General features: G+C 42.4%; 22 protein-coding genes. 8 read left to right on the top strand and 14 right to left on the bottom strand.

Annotation, left to right across the window (positions count from 1 at the left end; translation table 11 throughout):
* The coding region (locus tag BLV54_RS15985; protein ID WP_371113274.1) for a transposase at positions 1 to 405 on the top strand (405 nt) is incomplete at its 5' end.
* Between the two features lie 86 nt (positions 406 to 491).
* On the opposite strand, the gene htpX is transcribed toward BLV54_RS15985, so the two are convergent.
* A complete protein-coding gene (gene htpX / locus BLV54_RS05685) occupies positions 492 to 1376 on the bottom strand; it encodes a protease HtpX (protein WP_090569038.1) in 885 nt (294 codons plus the stop codon).
* Between the two features lie 214 nt (positions 1377 to 1590).
* Here htpX and BLV54_RS05680 point away from each other — a divergent pair, with 214 nt between their 5' ends.
* The 3 genes from BLV54_RS05680 (at position 1591) to BLV54_RS15980 (ending at position 3179) form a co-directional block, all read left to right on the top strand.
* The gene (locus BLV54_RS05680; protein ID WP_090569034.1) at positions 1591 to 1758 is read left to right on the top strand and encodes a rubredoxin; all 168 of its coding nucleotides are present in this window, start codon (positions 1591 to 1593) and stop codon (positions 1756 to 1758) included.
* Positions 1755 to 2909 carry an NAD(P)/FAD-dependent oxidoreductase gene (locus BLV54_RS05675; RefSeq protein ID WP_090569030.1) on the top strand — a complete coding sequence of 385 codons (1155 nt, stop codon included), beginning with the start codon at positions 1755 to 1757 and terminating at the stop codon, positions 2907 to 2909. Before BLV54_RS05680 ends, BLV54_RS05675 begins: the two co-directional genes overlap by 4 nt.
* Positions 2910 to 3014: 105 nt before the next feature.
* Entirely contained in the window at positions 3015 to 3179 is a 165-nt protein-coding gene (locus BLV54_RS15980) for a hypothetical protein (protein WP_176969687.1), read from the top strand.
* A gap of 200 nt (positions 3180 to 3379) precedes the next feature.
* Here the strand turns inward: BLV54_RS15980 and BLV54_RS05670 are convergent, their stop codons facing one another.
* The 8 genes from BLV54_RS05670 to BLV54_RS05635 form a co-directional block, all read right to left on the bottom strand.
* Entirely contained in the window at positions 3380 to 5482 is a 2103-nt protein-coding gene (locus BLV54_RS05670) for a M3 family metallopeptidase (RefSeq protein WP_176969686.1), read from the bottom strand.
* Between the two features lie 385 nt (positions 5483 to 5867).
* Positions 5868 to 7142 carry a dihydroorotase gene (locus BLV54_RS05665; RefSeq protein ID WP_090569015.1) on the bottom strand — a complete coding sequence of 425 codons (1275 nt, stop codon included), beginning with the start codon at positions 7140 to 7142 and terminating at the stop codon, positions 5868 to 5870.
* Positions 7143 to 7202: 60 nt separating this feature from the next.
* Entirely contained in the window at positions 7203 to 8153 is a 951-nt protein-coding gene (locus BLV54_RS05660) for an aspartate carbamoyltransferase catalytic subunit (RefSeq protein ID WP_090569012.1), read from the bottom strand.
* A complete protein-coding gene (pyrR, locus tag BLV54_RS05655) occupies positions 8150 to 8659 on the bottom strand; it encodes a bifunctional pyr operon transcriptional regulator/uracil phosphoribosyltransferase PyrR (RefSeq protein ID WP_090569008.1) in 510 nt (169 codons plus the stop codon). Before pyrR ends, BLV54_RS05660 begins: the two co-directional genes overlap by 4 nt.
* The gene (gene ruvX, locus BLV54_RS05650) at positions 8646 to 9164 is read right to left on the bottom strand and encodes a Holliday junction resolvase RuvX (protein ID WP_090569005.1); all 519 of its coding nucleotides are present in this window, start codon (positions 9162 to 9164) and stop codon (positions 8646 to 8648) included. The genes pyrR and ruvX overlap by 14 nt, the downstream gene beginning before the upstream one ends.
* On the bottom strand, positions 9157 to 9717 hold the full coding sequence (locus tag BLV54_RS05645; protein ID WP_090569002.1) for a YqgE/AlgH family protein: 561 nt from the start codon (positions 9715 to 9717) through the stop codon (positions 9157 to 9159). The genes ruvX and BLV54_RS05645 overlap by 8 nt, the downstream gene beginning before the upstream one ends.
* 122 nt (positions 9718 to 9839) lie before the next feature.
* Entirely contained in the window at positions 9840 to 10466 is a 627-nt protein-coding gene (coq7, locus tag BLV54_RS05640; RefSeq protein WP_090569000.1) for a 2-polyprenyl-3-methyl-6-methoxy-1,4-benzoquinone monooxygenase, read from the bottom strand.
* 45 nt (positions 10467 to 10511) lie between these two features.
* Positions 10512 to 11804: a (Fe-S)-binding protein gene (locus tag BLV54_RS05635; RefSeq protein WP_090568998.1), complete on the bottom strand. Its 1293-nt coding sequence runs from the start codon at positions 11802 to 11804 to the stop codon at positions 10512 to 10514.
* Positions 11805 to 12003: 199 nt separating this feature from the next.
* Between BLV54_RS05635 and rpsP the strand changes: the two genes are divergently transcribed.
* From rpsP to rplS, 4 genes are read left to right on the top strand one after another with little or no spacing between them, the layout of a single operon-like run.
* A complete protein-coding gene (gene rpsP, locus BLV54_RS05630; RefSeq protein WP_090568996.1) occupies positions 12004 to 12270 on the top strand; it encodes a 30S ribosomal protein S16 in 267 nt (88 codons plus the stop codon).
* Positions 12271 to 12304: 34 nt separating this feature from the next.
* On the top strand, positions 12305 to 12808 hold the full coding sequence (gene rimM, locus BLV54_RS05625) for a ribosome maturation factor RimM (protein WP_339389417.1): 504 nt from the start codon (positions 12305 to 12307) through the stop codon (positions 12806 to 12808).
* A 14-nt stretch (positions 12809 to 12822) separates the two neighbouring features.
* Entirely contained in the window at positions 12823 to 13593 is a 771-nt protein-coding gene (trmD, locus tag BLV54_RS05620) for a tRNA (guanosine(37)-N1)-methyltransferase TrmD (RefSeq protein ID WP_090569044.1), read from the top strand.
* A gap of 30 nt (positions 13594 to 13623) precedes the next feature.
* The gene (rplS, locus tag BLV54_RS05615) at positions 13624 to 14010 is read left to right on the top strand and encodes a 50S ribosomal protein L19 (RefSeq protein ID WP_090568991.1); all 387 of its coding nucleotides are present in this window, start codon (positions 13624 to 13626) and stop codon (positions 14008 to 14010) included.
* Positions 14011 to 14096: 86 nt separating this feature from the next.
* Here the strand turns inward: rplS and BLV54_RS05610 are convergent, their stop codons facing one another.
* The 5 genes from BLV54_RS05610 to BLV54_RS05590 form a co-directional block, all read right to left on the bottom strand.
* Positions 14097 to 14444, bottom strand: a complete 348-nt coding sequence (locus tag BLV54_RS05610; protein WP_090568988.1) for an arsenate reductase family protein — start codon at positions 14442 to 14444, stop codon at positions 14097 to 14099.
* Positions 14445 to 14519: 75 nt separating this feature from the next.
* The gene (locus BLV54_RS05605; RefSeq protein ID WP_090568985.1) at positions 14520 to 15035 is read right to left on the bottom strand and encodes an invasion associated locus B family protein; all 516 of its coding nucleotides are present in this window, start codon (positions 15033 to 15035) and stop codon (positions 14520 to 14522) included.
* Positions 15036 to 15085: 50 nt separating this feature from the next.
* Positions 15086 to 15343: a DUF2024 family protein gene (locus tag BLV54_RS05600; RefSeq protein WP_090568982.1), complete on the bottom strand. Its 258-nt coding sequence runs from the start codon at positions 15341 to 15343 to the stop codon at positions 15086 to 15088.
* A 94-nt stretch (positions 15344 to 15437) separates the two neighbouring features.
* Positions 15438 to 16127, bottom strand: coding sequence for an O-methyltransferase (locus BLV54_RS05595; protein ID WP_090568979.1), 690 nt, complete (start codon positions 16125 to 16127; stop codon positions 15438 to 15440).
* 71 nt (positions 16128 to 16198) lie between these two features.
* On the bottom strand, positions 16199 to 17440 hold the full coding sequence (locus tag BLV54_RS05590) for an O-antigen ligase family protein (RefSeq protein ID WP_090568977.1): 1242 nt from the start codon (positions 17438 to 17440) through the stop codon (positions 16199 to 16201).
* Between the last annotated feature and the right edge of the window lie 34 nt (positions 17441 to 17474).

Below are 17474 nucleotides of genomic sequence, written 5' to 3'. Positions count from 1 at the left end.
TACGATGGGCATACGCTGACAGCATCCTTGGAACAAGTTCACAAACTAACGGGTATTGCGCCAAAGGAAGTTTATGTGGATCGGGGTTATAGAGGACACGTGGTGACGGATACGGTCAAAGTATGGATAGCAGGAGCCAGGCGCGGCGTCACGGTGGCGATCAAAAAGAAGCTCAAGCGGCGCAGTGCGGTGGAACCCGTGATCGGACATATGAAAAACGATGGGCGTCTGGGGAGAAACTTTTTGAAAGGCACAGCAGGCGATGCCATGAATGCCTTACTGTGCGGTGCTGGCTATAACTTGCGCAAGATTCTGCGCCAACTGGCGCTTTTGTGTACTCGTTTGGGAATCAATATTAATCGGCTATTGATTGGCAATATGCCTAACCTACAACTTAGTAGTTGAGAAAAAGGGTTTTTCAGGGACGACTGGTTACTTTTGGAACGATACATGGTAGGACACCAAGAATAAGCGTCCTACCGCCTAAAGCTTTAGCTTGCCGCCTGACGTAATGCTGCAATCCGTTCATCCAGTGGAGGATGTGACATAAACAAGTAGCCAAATCGACTTCCTCGACCTGAGATCCCGAGTGCTTCCATTCTGTCTGGCAAATGAGAAGGTTCATACTGTTGTTTCAGACGTTCTAGTGCAGCAATCATTTTATTGCGCCCAACCAGACTTGCACTGCCTGCATCTGCCCGGAATTCACGCTGTCTGCTAAACCACATTACGATAATGCTCGCAAGGATACCCAGCAGAATTTCTGCAATGATGCTTGTAATCATGTAGGCAGGTCCGTGCTCCTCTTCTGTTCTGAAGACAATGCGATCTACTGCATGGCCGATAATTCGAGCCAGGAAAATTACGAAAGTGTTTACTACCCCCTGAATTAGAGCAAGCGTCACCATATCGCCATTGGCTACGTGGCTTACCTCGTGCGCAAGGACAGCTTCGATTTCATCTTGTTGCATTTTTTGCAGTAATCCTGTGCTGACTGCTACCAATGCATTATTTCGATTCATTCCAGTAGCAAAAGCATTGACGTCGGGTGAATCATAAATAGCTACTTCTGGCATGCCAATACCAGCGGCCTTTGCTTGTCGACGTATTGTTTCAACTAACCAGCCCTCCGTAGCATTGGAAGGTATGTCAATGACGACAGCACCTGTCATATTTTTTGCACTCCATTTAGACATGGCAAGCGAAATAAGCGAGCCCCCAAAGCCTATGACTGCAGCAAACACAAGTAATGAATTGTAATTTAATCCACCACCTTGAGCTTCTAATATGCGATCAACGCCCAATATTCTTAGCGTAATGCTTAGTAATAATAAAATAGCTAGGTTGGTTGCAATGAATAAAAGAATACGTTTCATAAGTAACTACCTGTCAGAATTTGTTAATAAATATTTGAATACCCTACAAGGCAATGGTTCAATGTCTGCCTGTGTAGAATAAATTGAAGTTATATTTTATCAAGCATGAAAAAGGAATGGGAAGAAAGCAGCAAAATCAAAAATAGGTTCCTGTTGAGGTTGAGGTACAATTAAGCGCATATTTGATTATCCGATAAGAGGGACCTGAAAAATAATGAGGAAATATCAGTGCAAAGTGTGCGGTTTTATTTATGACGAATCGATAGGCGATCCAGAGCATGGTATTCCAGCGGGTACTCGCTGGGAAGATATTCCTGAAAGCTGGGCCTGCCCTGAATGTGGCGTAATCAAGGTTGATTTTGAAATGGTAGAACGTATATGAATCATCAATCAGTCGTGATCATCGGCAGTGGCCTGGCAGGTTATGCTGTAGCCAGAGAGTTACGCAAACTGAATACAGAAATTCCGATCACTATGTTATCCGCCGATCATGGGGGATTTTATTCCAAACCAATGTTATCCAACGCATTGGCAACAGGTAAAACGCCTGCATCAATCTTGGCCTCGGATGCAGCATTAATGTCCAGTCAACTAAAAATAACGATACGACCGTTTACTCGCGTCAATAACATTGATCCATCCAGTAGTAGCGTACTCCTTGAAAATGGAGAAAATTTATCTTATAGCCACCTTGTGCTGGCTGTTGGAGCGAATCCAATCCGGTTGCCCTTGTCAGGAGATGCAGCGGAAGAAGTTTTATCCGTGAATAATCTCGATGATTACCGTCGTTTCCGCGAAGCACTGGAAGATAAAAAAGAAATTGCTATTTTGGGTGCAGGACTGATCGGCTGTGAGTTTGCCAATGATCTTGCCATCGCAGGTCACCAGGTACATGTTATTGATATTAGCGCACAACCTTTAGGTAGGTTACTCCCCGAGGAGGGAGGTAAGTATCTATTGGATAAGCTGACAGCAATAGGGATTAGATTTCATTTGAAGTCCAAGGTACAGCGTATTGAACGAATCGAGAGCCGCTATCGTTTGATCTTTGAGGAAGATCGAATGATCGATGCAGATCTTGTTCTGTCAGCAGTAGGTTTGCGTCCACGGACCCAATTAGCTGAAGTAGCAGGCATTTATGTTAATCATGGTGTGGTAACAAATCGATATTTACAAACGGAGAATACGAATATCTTTGCATTGGGTGATTGTGCAGAGGTAGATGGTAAGGTATTGCCATTCGTAATGCCTATTACCCATGCAGCTCGCGCTTTGGCAGCAACAGTGATGGGTACGCCCACACCTGTTCACTATCCTCCAATGCCAGTATTCGTTAAAACACCAGCCTGTCCTATCGTAGTCTCTCCACCCGATCCTGATGTGATTGGTGAGTGGCAGATTGACGCCAATCAGGATGGTGTTAAAGCCCTATTTCAGGATATGGCAGGCAATCTTCATGGCTTTGCTTTATTAGGAGCAGCAACAAAGGAGAAAAACGCAATTACTCCTCAGTTACCGCCTATATTAGCGTGAGTCCAAACATTATCACAGCTTTCAGTAATGCGATTGGGGAGCTGCAATAATTTCAAAGACTTCTTGCTAAAGATATTGGCACAGATTAGATGTACTTGTTACTGCATGGGCAAGGAATTTGGGTGTTTCCGCTCCAGTACGGATTATGCGATTTTGCAAGCACATGGCTGCGCTGCACTCCTTGGAATGGAACCGATCATTCCGCGTCGTCGCACCTTGCCCCGCACTCGCAAAACTGCACACTCCATCCCGCTCAACGGAGAAATCTAGAATTATTCTATTGATGCTTTATTGAGCACTGGGACAAGTAGTTTATCTTTATGAAAGCTGCTATGGTAACCACTTTGGAGCACATAGCATCCAGGTAGCAGCAGGTCAACAGAGACAAAATCTTGTCTACTAGAAACTCTTCTGTCCCAGCATTTCTTTTTCCTCAAACTTTCTCTTTTTTCTTACTTTATACACAGCCGTCAGGCTGCCATACCACTATGCCGCAACAATGCATCTATGCTGGGCTCCCGACCACGAAAAGCAATAAAGGACTCCAGTGCTGGACGACTTCCACCTACTGCCAAAATTTCATTCCTGAAACGCTCGCCAGTCTTGGCATTAACTACCTGATTAGCACCATTTTCTTCAAATAAACTGTAAGCATCGGCGGATAAAACTTCTGCCCATTTATAGCTATAATAGCCCGCTGCATAACCACCCGCAAAAATATGCGAAAAACTGTTCGGGAAACGGTTAAATGCAGGTGGGATGACCACGGCAACCTGGTTACGAATTTCATCGAGTAACTGCAACACAGTTTTTTCCCCATGGGGATCAAAATCATAGTGCAGACCCATATCAAACAAGGCAAATTCAATCTGACGCAGTGTCTGCATACCACTCTGGAAATTCTTGGCAGCCAGCATTTTGTCGAATAGCTCTCGCGGCAGGGGCGCACCACTGTCGATATGGGTAGTCATATGGTTTAGCACTTCCCATTCCCAGCAGAAATTTTCCATAAACTGGCTAGGCAACTCAACTGCGTCCCATTCCACCCCATTGATTCCGGAGGCGCCCAAATCCTCAATCCGCGTCAACAAATGATGCAGGCCGTGACCAAACTCGTGAAATAACACAATTACCTCATCATGAGTAAATAATGAGGGACGTACTTGCTCATTGATTGTCACCGGGGGGGAGAAATTGCAGGTCAGATAAGCCACGGGGGTCTGGATAGCCGATTTTCCAGTTCCCGGCAGCTCAATACGCCGCCGAGTAATGGCATCATCCATCCATGCTCCCCCTCGCTTACTCGGGCGCGCATAAAGATCAATATAAAATTGACCAATCAGCTCACCTTTGGCATCGTGGATATTGAAAAATTTCACATCTGGATGCCAACATTGAGTATTAGAGGATGGCGGTACCTGACTAATGCTAATGCCATAGAGCGCCTCCACTAGTTTAAACATACCTGGCAATACTTTATTTTCAGGGAAATATTGTTTGACCTCCTGATCAGAAAAGGCATAACGCTCCATTCGCAACTTTTCACTAACATAGGCGAAATCCCATGATTCGAGTTTTCCCAGTCCCAGTTTATCTGCAGCAAATTGCTTCAACTCAGCCAGATCGCGCTCTGCATAGGGTCGAGCCTTAGCCGCAAGTTCATTTAGAAAATCCAATACCTGCCTGGGCGATTCAGCCATTTTAGACACCAGAGAAACTTCTGCATAGCAATCAAACCCCAGCATTCTGGCTTCTTCTTGTCGGAGCTGAAGAATCTTATTGATCAGCGGCATGTTGTCCCAGTTGGATGTACCATGCGCAAGGCTATCAATTTCACTCGCCCGGGTCACGTAGGCACGGTACATACTCTCGCGCAATGCCCGATTATCAGCATATTGCATAACGGCTAAATAGGAAGGAGCATGCAAGGTGAATTTCCAGCCAGGAGTAGAAATACCTGGATCTTTCTCGGCAGCCTCTCTGGCAGCATGCAGCACATCATCAGGTATACCTGAGAGCTCACTTTCATTTTTTATGAGTAGAAAAAAATCATTGGTCGCATCGAGCAAGTTATCGCTAAATTTTGCAGAAAGCGCTGATAATTCTTCCTGAATTTGCATAAAGCGCGCTTTCTTCTCCAGGGGCAGTTCAGCACCACCGAGGCGAAAATCACGTAATTGATTTTCAATGATCTTTTTCCGAGCACGATTGAGGCTGTTAAACTCCTCACTACCTCGTAACTGCTTAAATTTCTCAAATAATGCCTGATCCTGCGACAATTCAGCATAATACTGAGTAATACGCGGCAAGTTAGCATTGTATACTTCACGTAATTCTGCACTATTCATCACAGCATTCAAGTGCGAAACTTGCCCCCATGCACGTGACAATCGTTCATTTGCATCAACCATGGGTTGCACAAAATCTTGCCAGGTAGGTGGAGTTGCCGCAGCACGAGCTTCGGCGACTACTTCTCGACAATCATGCAGTAATTCTTCCACTGCGGGGGTAACGTGTTCTGCTTTAATGTCTGTAAAACGAGGTAGTCCAGAAAAATCAAGTAAAGGATTCATAATGATAATTGTCTAGAATTATTATTTTTTAGATGCAAATAAAACACATGTTTCATTACACCTTTTGTTTGATTAAGAAAATACTTAAAGGCTATGTGAAAAACGTTGTGATTACACCTCACTATCTTAAGGAAGAGCTGAATAAGTGAGCAAGGTGGATACCGGGTACAATGCGCACGGAACACAGAAACGATAAAATGAACTCGTAAGTTTTAGCAAAATTTCGTTTCTGCGTAGCCCCATACTTTATATAGATGGCGAGAGGAGCGAGCATCGTGCAACGAAGCAATGTGCCACAATAGCCACTTATTCAGGCTTTCCCTAATGTACTGTATATGCTGCACTTTGTATCTCGTTTGCTGATTTCCATCTTATTTTCGGAAAATTAACTTTCATACACAATATTGCCATCAGTCAGCGTAAATTTTACCCGTCCGGGTAATTCCCTACCCAAGAATGGCGTGTTCTTACCCTGACTTTTGATCGTCGAAGCAGACACATACCAATATTCTTCCGGATCGAAAATACATATATCAGCTGGCGCACCGAGGGTTAGATGCCCCGCATCAATACCTAATATCCTGGCAGGCGCTAACGTAACCGTGTTTAACGCTTCAATCAGCGGGATATTCATACTCGTTGCCCACTTAAACGTCAGCGACAATAACAATTCCAGACCCGTTGCGCCAACTCCAGCTTGTCCAAATGGTAATAACTTGGCATCTTCATCCACCGGTGCATGATCCGAGCAAATAGCATCGATGGTGCCATCAATCAGCCCTTTAGAGAGTGCGTCTCGATCATGCAAGCTTCGCAAAGGGGGAATAAGATGGCAATTGGTGTCAAAGAAGTCGATATCCATCTCTGAAAGATGAACATGATTGATCGAAACATCACAAGTGATAGGCAATCCTTGCTGCTTGGCAGCTCGCACCAGGGATACACCTTCTGCGCTGGAAATTCGGCACAGATGGACTTTCACAGCAGTTTCACGTGCCAGATAAATGATATTCGACAAAGCAATAGTTTCTGCACAAACCGGAATAGGGGGCAAACCGAGGCGTGTCGCGATTTCACCATCATGCGCCACACCATTGTTTGCGAGGCTGACTTCCTGCGGACGCAGCCAGACACTAAAACCGAAAGTCGATGCATATTGCATGGCCTGCATCAACACATGCAGATTGGCCAGAGGTGCATCGGCATGACTGAAGGCAACACAACCTGCATCTCGCAATTCAGCCATTTCCGTCAAACGCTCGCCTTTAAGTTTCTGGGTAAGCGCTCCCACTGGATAGACATTAACCTGATCCAAACTTTTAGTTCGATGTTTTAGCATTTCAACCAGCCCAGGCTCATCCAACGGTGGATCAGTGTCGGGTGGGCATGCCAGGCTGGTAACTCCTCCAGCTGCAGCTGCTTGCAATTCTGATTCTAAAGTGGCTTTGTATTCAAGCCCGGGTTCACGTAGCCGTGCCGATAAATCGACCAAGCCTGGACACACAATCAATCCAGTAGCATCGATCACCCGGCAATCTTGAAAACCTGCAGGAATGCTATTTACTGAAACAATTTTGCCCGTAGCAATACAAAGATCTCCGATAATATCAATACCATTCTTCGGATCAACCAGGCGTCCATTCTTGATATGGATTTTCATAGTGATAACAGTTGGTTATGCGTAAATAACCTAAACTCGATATTCAACTCAAAGAACTCATCAATTTCCAGCCAGAATCGACATAACTGCCATTCGTACCGCAATACCAAATGTCACTTGTGGCAAAATGACCGACTGTTTCCCATCAGCTACTGCCGAATCAATCTCGACCCCACGATTCATTGGCCCAGGGTGCATGACTATTGCATCCTGTTTAGCCAGTAATAATTTCTCCTGAGTAAGCCCATAATATTTAAAATATTCTTCAGTACTGGGCAAGCTTGCTCCCAGCATTCGCTCATTTTGCAGACGCAACATGATTAATACATCGATATCTTTCAATCCCTGAGCCATCTCGTGATAAACATGTACACCAAGGCGCTCAACTTTGCTAGGTAATAAAGTCTTGGGTGCAATGACGCGCACTTCGGGCACACCTAGTGTAGTCAGCGCATGAATTTGTGAGCGCGCTACCCTGGAGTGCAAGATATCTCCAACGATCGCTACTCGAAGGTTATGGAAATCTTTTTTGTAACGGCGAATGGTAAACATATCCAGCAATGCTTGCGTAGGATGGGCATGACGCCCATCACCGGCATTGATGACATGTATCTCTGGGCGGACATGGCTTGCTATCATATGAGCCGCACCACTTTGCACATGCCGGACGACGAACATGTCCGCATGCATGGCCGAAAGATTATTAACTGTATCCAGTAATGTCTCCCCTTTAGATTGCGCGGAAGCCGCGATATTGAGATTGATCACATCTGCTGACAGTCGCTTGGCAGCAATCTCAAAAGTTGTCCGCGTACGGGTACTGGATTCAAAAAAAAGATTGAATACTGATTTTCCACGCAGCAGGGGAATTTTTTTGACCTCCCGTTCAGTGACACCAGCAAAAGATTCTGCTGTGTCCAAAATATGCAGCAAAATGGACACAGGCAATCCTTCGGTAGTAAGCAGGTGCTGTAATTCACCGTGCTTGTTTAACTGAGGATTTCTATTCATTTCTCTGGGAGACGAATATCGCGTAAGCTGAGACTCAGCTTCCCATCAACATCCTGTTTTAATTCAAGCATTTTGTCTGCTGGCAAGGATAATACCGCGCCAACATATTGCGCTGCAATAGGAAGCTCTCTGCCTCCTCGGTCAATTAGTGTCGCCAAATGAATGCTTGCGGGTCGCCCATAATCAAAAATCTCGTTCACAGCAGCTCGGATTGTCCTGCCCGTATAAAGCACATCATCGACTAAAATGATATGACTGTCTTCAACTTCAAAAGGCAGATCTGATGGTTTAACTTGGGGATGCAAACCAATTTTACTGTAATCATCGCGATAAAAAGATATGTCGAGGACACCGAGTGGCGTACTGAACTCTAATGCCTGATGCAATCGTTTTGCCACCCATGCACCCCCTGTATGGATTCCGATCATGGCGACAGTCTCATCGACAACAGGACGTAGCTGCTCAGTCAAATCAGCAAGTAATTTTTCTGCATCAGGTAGTTGCATAGTTACAATCAAAAAAAGATTGCAGAATATGCTGCGCTGCAATCTGATCCAGCATGGGTTTTTGTTTTCTTCCTTTAATACCCAATTCACCTAATGCAGATCTGGCAGTAATGGTCGTATAGCGTTCATCTACTAAAACCGATTTAATTCTATAACGCCCTTCCAAACGGCGCGCAAACCGCCGACTTAATTGGGTGAGTTCATGTTCCGTTCCATCAGCATGCACTGGCAATCCAACTACGAGTAATACGGGCTGCCATGTTTCAATCAACTTGGCAATAGCCTCAAAACGCTGCCTGGTCATTTCACCATGAATGGTCGTAAGCGGATGCGCTAACCGCATCTCCTTTTCTCCGACAGCGACCCCAATGCGTTTCTTTCCAAAATCAAAAGCCAGTACTGTGCCCTTTGACAATCTTCCCTCAATTTCTGACACATTTTCATGGTCATGCACTGAGTTATTAATCGTTAATGTTGCTTGAATGCAGTTATCCGAGTTATGCATGCCCTACATCATTCGATAAATTAGAAAAATTGATTCCCAGCAACTGCGCTGCTGCAGGCAATCTTTCCTCGAAGGACATTTCAAAAATTATATTAGAAGAGGCTGGAACAGTCAGCCAGGCATTTTGAGCCAGCTCTTGTTCGAGCTGCCCAGGCGCCCATCCTGAATAACCTAATGTAACCAATATTTGCTCAGGGCCTTCGCAATTTGCGATAGCTTCTAAAATATCAACAGAAGATGTCAATCCAACTGTCTGGTTGACTGCTAACGTAGATTTCCACTTCCCTACAGGCTGGTGTAACACAAATCCGCTGTCGATCTGCACAGGCCCACCAAACAATACAAATCGCCCTGGTGGGAACGAACCTGTAAGAGGGATGCCAAGCTGCTCAAATAATTTCTCCACAGTTAGTTCTGTAGGCCGATTAATCACGAGTCCAAGTGCACCGTGTTCATTGTGCTCACAAATATAAGTAAGGGTTTTTGCAAAAAACGGATCGGCCAAATTAGGCATCGCAATCAGAAAATGATCTGTCAGGTTGATATTTTTCATGATAAAGATCTCTTTACTACCTATGCGAACTCGCAAGTCACACTATATGATCAATCTCAAATATGATCAATCTGAAATATAGAATTTCTGTTAATTCCTGCTTCCTTCTAAAATCCTGCTCATCAAACCCAGTATGCCGTTTGTGTCATAACTTTTGAACTCATTTTCATGAGTAATTTTACTGGTAATGGCAATTCTGTGCCGCCATGTGATACTGCCATCGTTGCATGACCAGCTTCGTCAATTTTCATTTGTGAAACAATAGCGCGACTTTTCAAATCCTGATGAGGCAATCGCTGCAAATGCTCTGAAAGATGGGCTTCAACCTGATGCTCTGTTTCAGCTAGAAAACCGAGATTCCATTTATCACCAAGCAACCCCGCTGCTAAACCAATAGCAAAAGAGCCGCCATACCAAATTGGATTGAGCAAACTTTTCCGACCACCTAATTCAGCAATACGACGTTCTGTCCACGCCAAATGTTCAGTTTCCTCGCGCGCAGCCTGTGTCAATGCGTTTTGTACTTCCTGATTCCGTGCAGTCAGTGCCTGCCCTTGATAAAGGGCCTGAGCACATATTTCTCCAACATGGTTAACACGCATCAATGCACATGATTCATTTTTTTCTTCGTCAGTTAATTCACCTTCTGGCAGATTTTTTCCCGGCACAGCACGTAATGTTTGAGCTGGCACCGTTAGTGTACGCAACGCACTATCAAAACCTATAATGAACTTATCTATATTCAGCATAGCATTAATTCCGGCTATTATAAGTAAATCAAATTATTCATTTTATCATTGTATACCTATTTGCCGAGCTAGCAATGTTACTGGGTGCAATACTTCTACTTTTTTCCCTTGATTTCTTAATCCACTCGCAAGATGTAATAAACAACCGATATTTGTTGTCGCAAGATAGCTTGCTTCTGCTGATTGCGCTAATGCTGCCATTTTATCGTTTAGTAATGATTCTGCAATTTCTGGTTGATCGAGAAAATAGGTACCCGCCGCACCACAACAGAGGCTATTGCCAGCAAGCTCGATCAGTTCAATATCAGGAATATGCGCTAGCAGTTGATAAGGGTAAATAGAAGAACGCAATACATTACGCATACTACATGGATCATGCACAACGACTTTTTTTGACAAAGCTTTGATTTTGACTTCGCTCCAATCCTGCTCAGCTAGAAATTGATTGATATCAACTATCGGAGCAGAAAAATTTTCCATTTGATTCTGAGAGCAAGACTCTACCAGATGCGCACCACACCCAGACGCTGTACTGATAATTACTTTTATGTTTAACCCAGCAAATGCTTTCCTATTCTGCTCAATTAAATACGCTGCCTTGGTTATTCGACCGCTATGCTGGTACAACGCTCCACAACAAGTTTGTGCATAGGGGACATGCACTGTATAGCCCAAGTGGTTAAGCACAAAAATTGCTGAAATATTCGTTTCGACATCAACTAATCGTGCTACACAACCCAGAAATAAGGCCACTTCTCCACGCTTCCTTCCAATTGCTGGATAAATTTCTTGCCACCCATGGAACGGAAAGCCAATCAATGGCAATTTTGATAATAGCAGCCCGAGTTTAGTCCCTTTTACATTGCTTGCTTGCTGCAACTTTTCCTGCAAGCCAACTTTCTGGAAAAGATAGATGAGTGGACGCACAAGATCAAAACGCTTTGTTTTATCAATAAACACTCTCTCCAACAGGTTCTTGAACCAATTCTTTTTTCTTACTACTACTTCCTCTGGCAAGTCCGATAGTGAAACTGTCATCATGTCGCGCGCCTCATCGATCAGCCGTCCATATGCCACATGATTGGGGCAAGCTACCTCACAAGCACGGCAAGTCAAACATCGGTCTATATGTTCAGCAAAACGTGCATTCATTGGAATACGCTGGCTCACCACCCCGTTTACCATAGCAATACGCCCTCGCGGAGAATCAGCTTCCGACAACGTTAAACGATAGGTTGGGCAATGTGGCAAACAAAGTCCACAAGAAACACACCGATTTGCTTCTGCCAGTAAGCTAGATCGAGAAGGTTTGATTAGAGAATCATCCTTAGTATGCATCCCTACTTCCTCTGAATAAATCTTGTTATTACATTTCTTCTACAAAGGTCAAAAATAAAAAATAAACAGAAATACATCTATCAAATCATGTTAATCCAATAAGTTTTTTATTTTTATATTTTTATAGCTTGCTAAGCTACAGAAAATTACCATAAAATTACCAGTTTTTAAGTTCGATTTGTTAATATACAATTAATATATGGTTATTATTCGACTGGCGCGCGGCGGCGCTAAAAACAGGCCTTTTTTCAATATGGTAGTTGCAGATTCTCGTTACAGACGCGATGGTAGATTCATTGAGCGTGTTGGTTTTTATAATCCCCGAGCAGCTGGGGACGAGGAAATGCTGCGTATTCAAATGGATCGACTCACGCATTGGCAATCTAAAGGAGCTCAATTATCCAGTACGGTAACAAGACTGGTAAAACAATTTGGTGCACAACAAAAAGTTACACAAGAAAACTAATATCAATCAATGCTCAACTGAATCCATGGTAACCATGGGTCATATTATGGGTCCTTTTGGTATCCTGGGTTGGGTTAAGATCGTTCACTATACTGAAAATATCGAGAGTTTGCTTGCTTATCCTGTATGGTGGCTAAGCAAAGGTGATGATACTTGGTCACCAATGAATATTGCATCATACAATATTCATGACAACAAATTGATCGTTGCGTTTGAAGGATATCTTGATCGAACTCAAGCAACACAATTAAAAGGTATGCAGATAGCAGTTCCTCGCGACCAATTGCCCCATCTAGCTGAGGATGGCAAAGAAGGGTACTACTGGTCGGATCTCATAGGAACAAGTGTGTTTAATTTACAGAATGAAGAATTTGGGACCGTAATTGGCTTATTAAGAACGGGAGCCAACGATGTATTACAGGTCCAATCTGCGAGAGAAGGTCAGAAAGAAAGATTGATCCCCTTTATTGATCAGGTTATTGTCGACATAGATTTAAAAGCCCGCAAAATAACGATTGATTGGGGGATGGATTACTGACAGAGGATAAAATCTTGTCATTTGAAATTGACGTCATTACGCTATTTCCAGAAATGCTTGATGCCATTACAAAATATGGCATAACAAGTAGAGCAAGCAAGAATGAAATTTTTCGATTGCATACTTGGAATCCACGTAATTTTGCAAAAGATAATTATCGCACAGTAGATGATAGTCCATACGGTGGAGGGCCAGGCATGATAATGCTAGCCCAACCTCTGGATGAGGCTATAGCCCATGCCAAAACAAGGCAGCTAGCAGAAGGAATAAACGAAACAAAAGTAATCTATCTTTCCCCACAAGGTAAACTTCTTAATCATGAGAAAATTTTACAATTATCCAAGTTACAGGGAATGATATTACTTTGCGGCCGTTACGAAGGGATTGATGAACGAATAATCATGCGCCAGGTAGACGAAGAAATTTCAATTGGAAATTACGTTATTTCAGGGGGTGAACTGGCGGCAATGGTTTTGATTGATAGTATAGTGCGGCAAATTCCTGGAGCACTTGGTAGCGCTGATTCAGCCAGAGAAGACTCATTTGTCAATAATTTACTAGAATATCCACAATATACACGACCAGAAATATATCGGGGAGATTCCGTACCCCCTATTTTGCTTTCAGGAGATCATGCAAAAATAAATCGCTGGCGATTGCAGCAATCTCTTGGTAAAACATGGTTAAAACGGCCTGATTTATTGGAGTCCAAATACAAACAGGGCATTTCCAAGGAAGAAGAAGAATTATTGGAAGAATTTAAACGAACTCAAAATTTAGAATAAACTAATCCCATAAAATATTAGGAGAAAAGAATGAATTTAATCGAACAATTAGAGCGAGAAGAAATAGCGCGTCTTGGTAAAATTATCCCGGGTTTCTCTCCTGGTGACACAGTTGTAGTCAATGTAAATGTGGTGGAAGGTGATCGCAAGCGCGTTCAGGCATATGAAGGTGTTGTTATCGCCAAACGTAATCGTGGTCTTAATTCATCTTTTATTGTACGCAAGATATCCAGTGGTGAAGGTGTCGAGCGCACTTTTCAGACATATTCCCCTATTATTTCCAGTATTGAAGTAAAACGTCGGGGCGATGTGCGTCGAGCAAAACTTTATTATTTAAGAAGTCGTTCTGGTAAATCAGCGAGAATTCGCGAAAAACTTCCTACTCGTAATACAACAAGTAGCGTGACGGAAGAATAAACTTTACTTGGAGCTATAAGTTATTAGTAAGGCGGCAAGGCAAAGCTTTGACCGCCTTTTCTCTTTAGCAAATAAAAATTATTTTTCTATTGCTCTAATAATTTTTTCACATTTTCTGGTGGCCTGCCTAATATTGCCCTATCACCTCGCACTACGATAGGGCGTTGGATCAGATCCGGATTTTTTACCATCAGCTGCAATAACTCCTCATCAGTTGCAGATTCCGTACCACGAGCCATAGGTTCTTCTGCGCGCAGAATATCACGTGCTGACATATTCAGCTTGTGGAGAAGCTCGCGCAACAATTCTACTGTCATAGGCTTTTCGTAGTAATTGACACTATCGAATTCTTCTCCACTTTCTTTCAGTAATACCAGCGTAGTCCTGCACTTACTACAAGTAGGCTTCTGATAAATAGTTATTTTGTCATTCATATTACTTTTTATATTTATAAGCTGTAGGCTACTGGTACAACATATTACCCTGGATTTTATTAACCACAGAAATAGCTATTTAATACCACATTCTTTGGAAATAGCGCCATAAGCAGAAGATGAACCTTTTAATCCAAACGTATCCGTCGTTGTTTTATCACGTGCAGATATCCCTTTAATAACTAATGAGCTACCACTACGAATCGCATTGGTTAGCTTATTATCAGTTTCTTCATCAGGTGCCCAGGCTGTTTCATTCTGAGTGAATAGCTTAATATTCTGATTACCCGCACTCACCGTTACCTCGCTACCTTGCTTGAATGGATAGCCAGCAACAAAACTGAAGACATTTTTACTTTTTTCTGCAGGCCTGTGTGTAACAAGAGCAAAAACATCACCTCGCTTGGTATAATTTCCTTCTTGTTTTTTAGGTTTGCTAACCATATAACAAACCTTGTTATTACCTTCCATATAAACATAAGCAGTCCAATCATTGAATTCACCAATCACTTTTGGATCAGCTGCATAGACTAATCCGCTCATCATGAGCGTAGTCAGAAAGGTAAATTGCTTTACAAAAGTCAGTCTCATTATATAAAAATCCTAAAAGTTATCAGCTGTTTCCCTTCGTCCAGCCATTACTATTTACAGCCTTCCATCTTATATATGAAATAACCATCTTTGTTGATTGCCTCAACAACATCATCAGGTGCACCCTGACTATGACAGAATCTACATTCCTTGCTAGTAACGACTGCTTCCCCTTCCCCAATCGAAGTTAGCCATTGTTTAGCATATTCAATTGCTTTCTTCTCGTCCTTGACAGAAGTAAATACATCAAAATGCATGATATGCCCATCTCTGGCCTTTACATAGGTATCGTAAACATGAATTTCCATAAATATTCCTCTCTGAATAATTTAAATAAGTTGATTAATAAACATAAAAAGAACTCAAATCACTTCACTCTGATCTTTTTATTCACACTTTTTATTATGCCATTTTTCGCCTTGCCACGATAACACCATCACGCGTTGGATTGATAAAAGCATCAAACTCAGGATCATTGAAAATCAGCTGATTATGCGTGAGTATTGCTTCTGTCCAGTTCGAAACAATGTCAGTAAAATTTTCCATTGCAACTTGTCCATGCCAAAGTACATTATCTGCGATGTATAGACCACCCGGCCGGATTCGGTTTTTTGCCATTTGCCAGACGTTAGGATACTCGCCTTTATCGACATCGTTGTAGCAAATATCGAACATACCCTCTGTTTGCGAAAATATTTCCTGGGCATAACCAACATGAAAATCTATCCTATCCCATAAACCAGCTGAGGATAAATATTGCTCTGCTTTCATTTTGTTAGCAGCATTACCATCAGTACATACCACTTCCCCTTCGGGACCAACTGCTCTTGCAAACCAGTAAGCAGAATAACCATAACCACTGCCAAACTCAAACACACGCTTGGCGTTAATCATTTTTGCCAGCACTTCCAAGGAAACACCCACCAAACGATCGACAATCGGAAAATTTTTCTGCTTTGCCAAGGCTTCCATTTCAATCAATACTGGATGATCAGTTTGTTTCACTAGACTGCGCATATATTTCTCAATTGCAGGATTTACTGGAAGCAAAACATTTGGGTTTTCCATTGTTGGAGACTGTATTTTTGCCATTATCCACTCCTCCTTAAACATAAAAACCTAAATTTAAACTAAAATTAGATCACTATAAATTTTTTATATTTTTAACTGATTGTGCGTTTTGGCTCTATTGGTTTTTGCCAGCAAATCACTATTGCCGTGACGACTAGCAGGATGATTGGTATCCTGTTGTAAAGTAGAAATGTATCTGTCAATCCTGCTAGAAATACATAGCAAATTAATATGACCCCTAGCAAACTCAGCTGGTAGATCTTTAATGTTTGAAACCAGCTCCACAGTAGAAAAATGAGTGCAAAAATACCAAGTCCTCCCAAATGCATACCGATCTCAATCCAGTCATTATGGTAATGCGAAGTTTTTTGGAATTCTGGTAGATTTTTATATATACCATTTTTGTAGGTTTGTATGGTCTCTTCAAAATATATTTCCGGCATACCTGTTCCATACCCTAACAAAGGTCGCTCTGCAATCCCATGCACCCCGACATCCCATATTGCGAGACGATAACCTAAGCTAGTCATATAGTTGCCTTGCAAGACTGAACTCAGATCTCTTTCTATGAGCTTTAATCTTTCCTGGAAAACATTACTGCTCATCGCAATCAAGAGAATCACAGTCATAAACAAAGCTAAAATACCAAGAAATATCTTACCTTGAGATCTATAGCGTAGAAAAATTAAAAGCAATAAAGCAAGTACCGTAGCTAGCAGTAATCCCCTTGCGCTCTGATGAAATTGTAAAAAAAGTAGTACAAATGCAATAAACCAATATAATAATGTTATTTTCCTTACCTGGCAGATACTACCTAAGAAAGCCATCAAAATGATTCCAATTCCTAACATAGCTGAAAAAGCAAGGTATGAGATTTCGAAAAAGGGTACTCCACTTTCTCCTGAAACTATACACTGATAGCCACCCGTCAATAACACACATAAATAGCCGATCAAGAAAGCAGCAATCACCCAGGGTAATCGCTCTTTATTCAGCAAGGAAAGAAAAGGAATAAATGTCAGAAGAATAAAATATTTTTTCCATTTATTCTGACCAGTATCTGAATAGTCACCCCAAAGCAATCCCAAAACTAATACGCCACAAAATACCAGTATGCCCAAGGCTAAAGGCTCCTCAATCAGTCTGCTGAATTTCTGGAAACCTCCATCAATTATCCATGCAAATGCCAAAAGAAAGAAAGCATAAGAAAGAGACCCCTTCTGCCACAAAGCTATGCAAAAGAAGGCTAGCGCACATTTTGCAAACATGTCACGCCAACCGCTCACACGTATTCCCTCTCCCGGGCAAAATAGACTGATTCGATTTTCACGCATTTGAAATGTCAGTCATTAATAAATTACTTTTTAA

The sequence above is a fragment of the Nitrosomonas sp. Nm33 genome, assembly GCF_900107265.1.
Taxonomy (GTDB): domain Bacteria; phylum Pseudomonadota; class Gammaproteobacteria; order Burkholderiales; family Nitrosomonadaceae; genus Nitrosomonas.
This window is presented reverse-complemented; position numbering and strand designations above follow the sequence as displayed.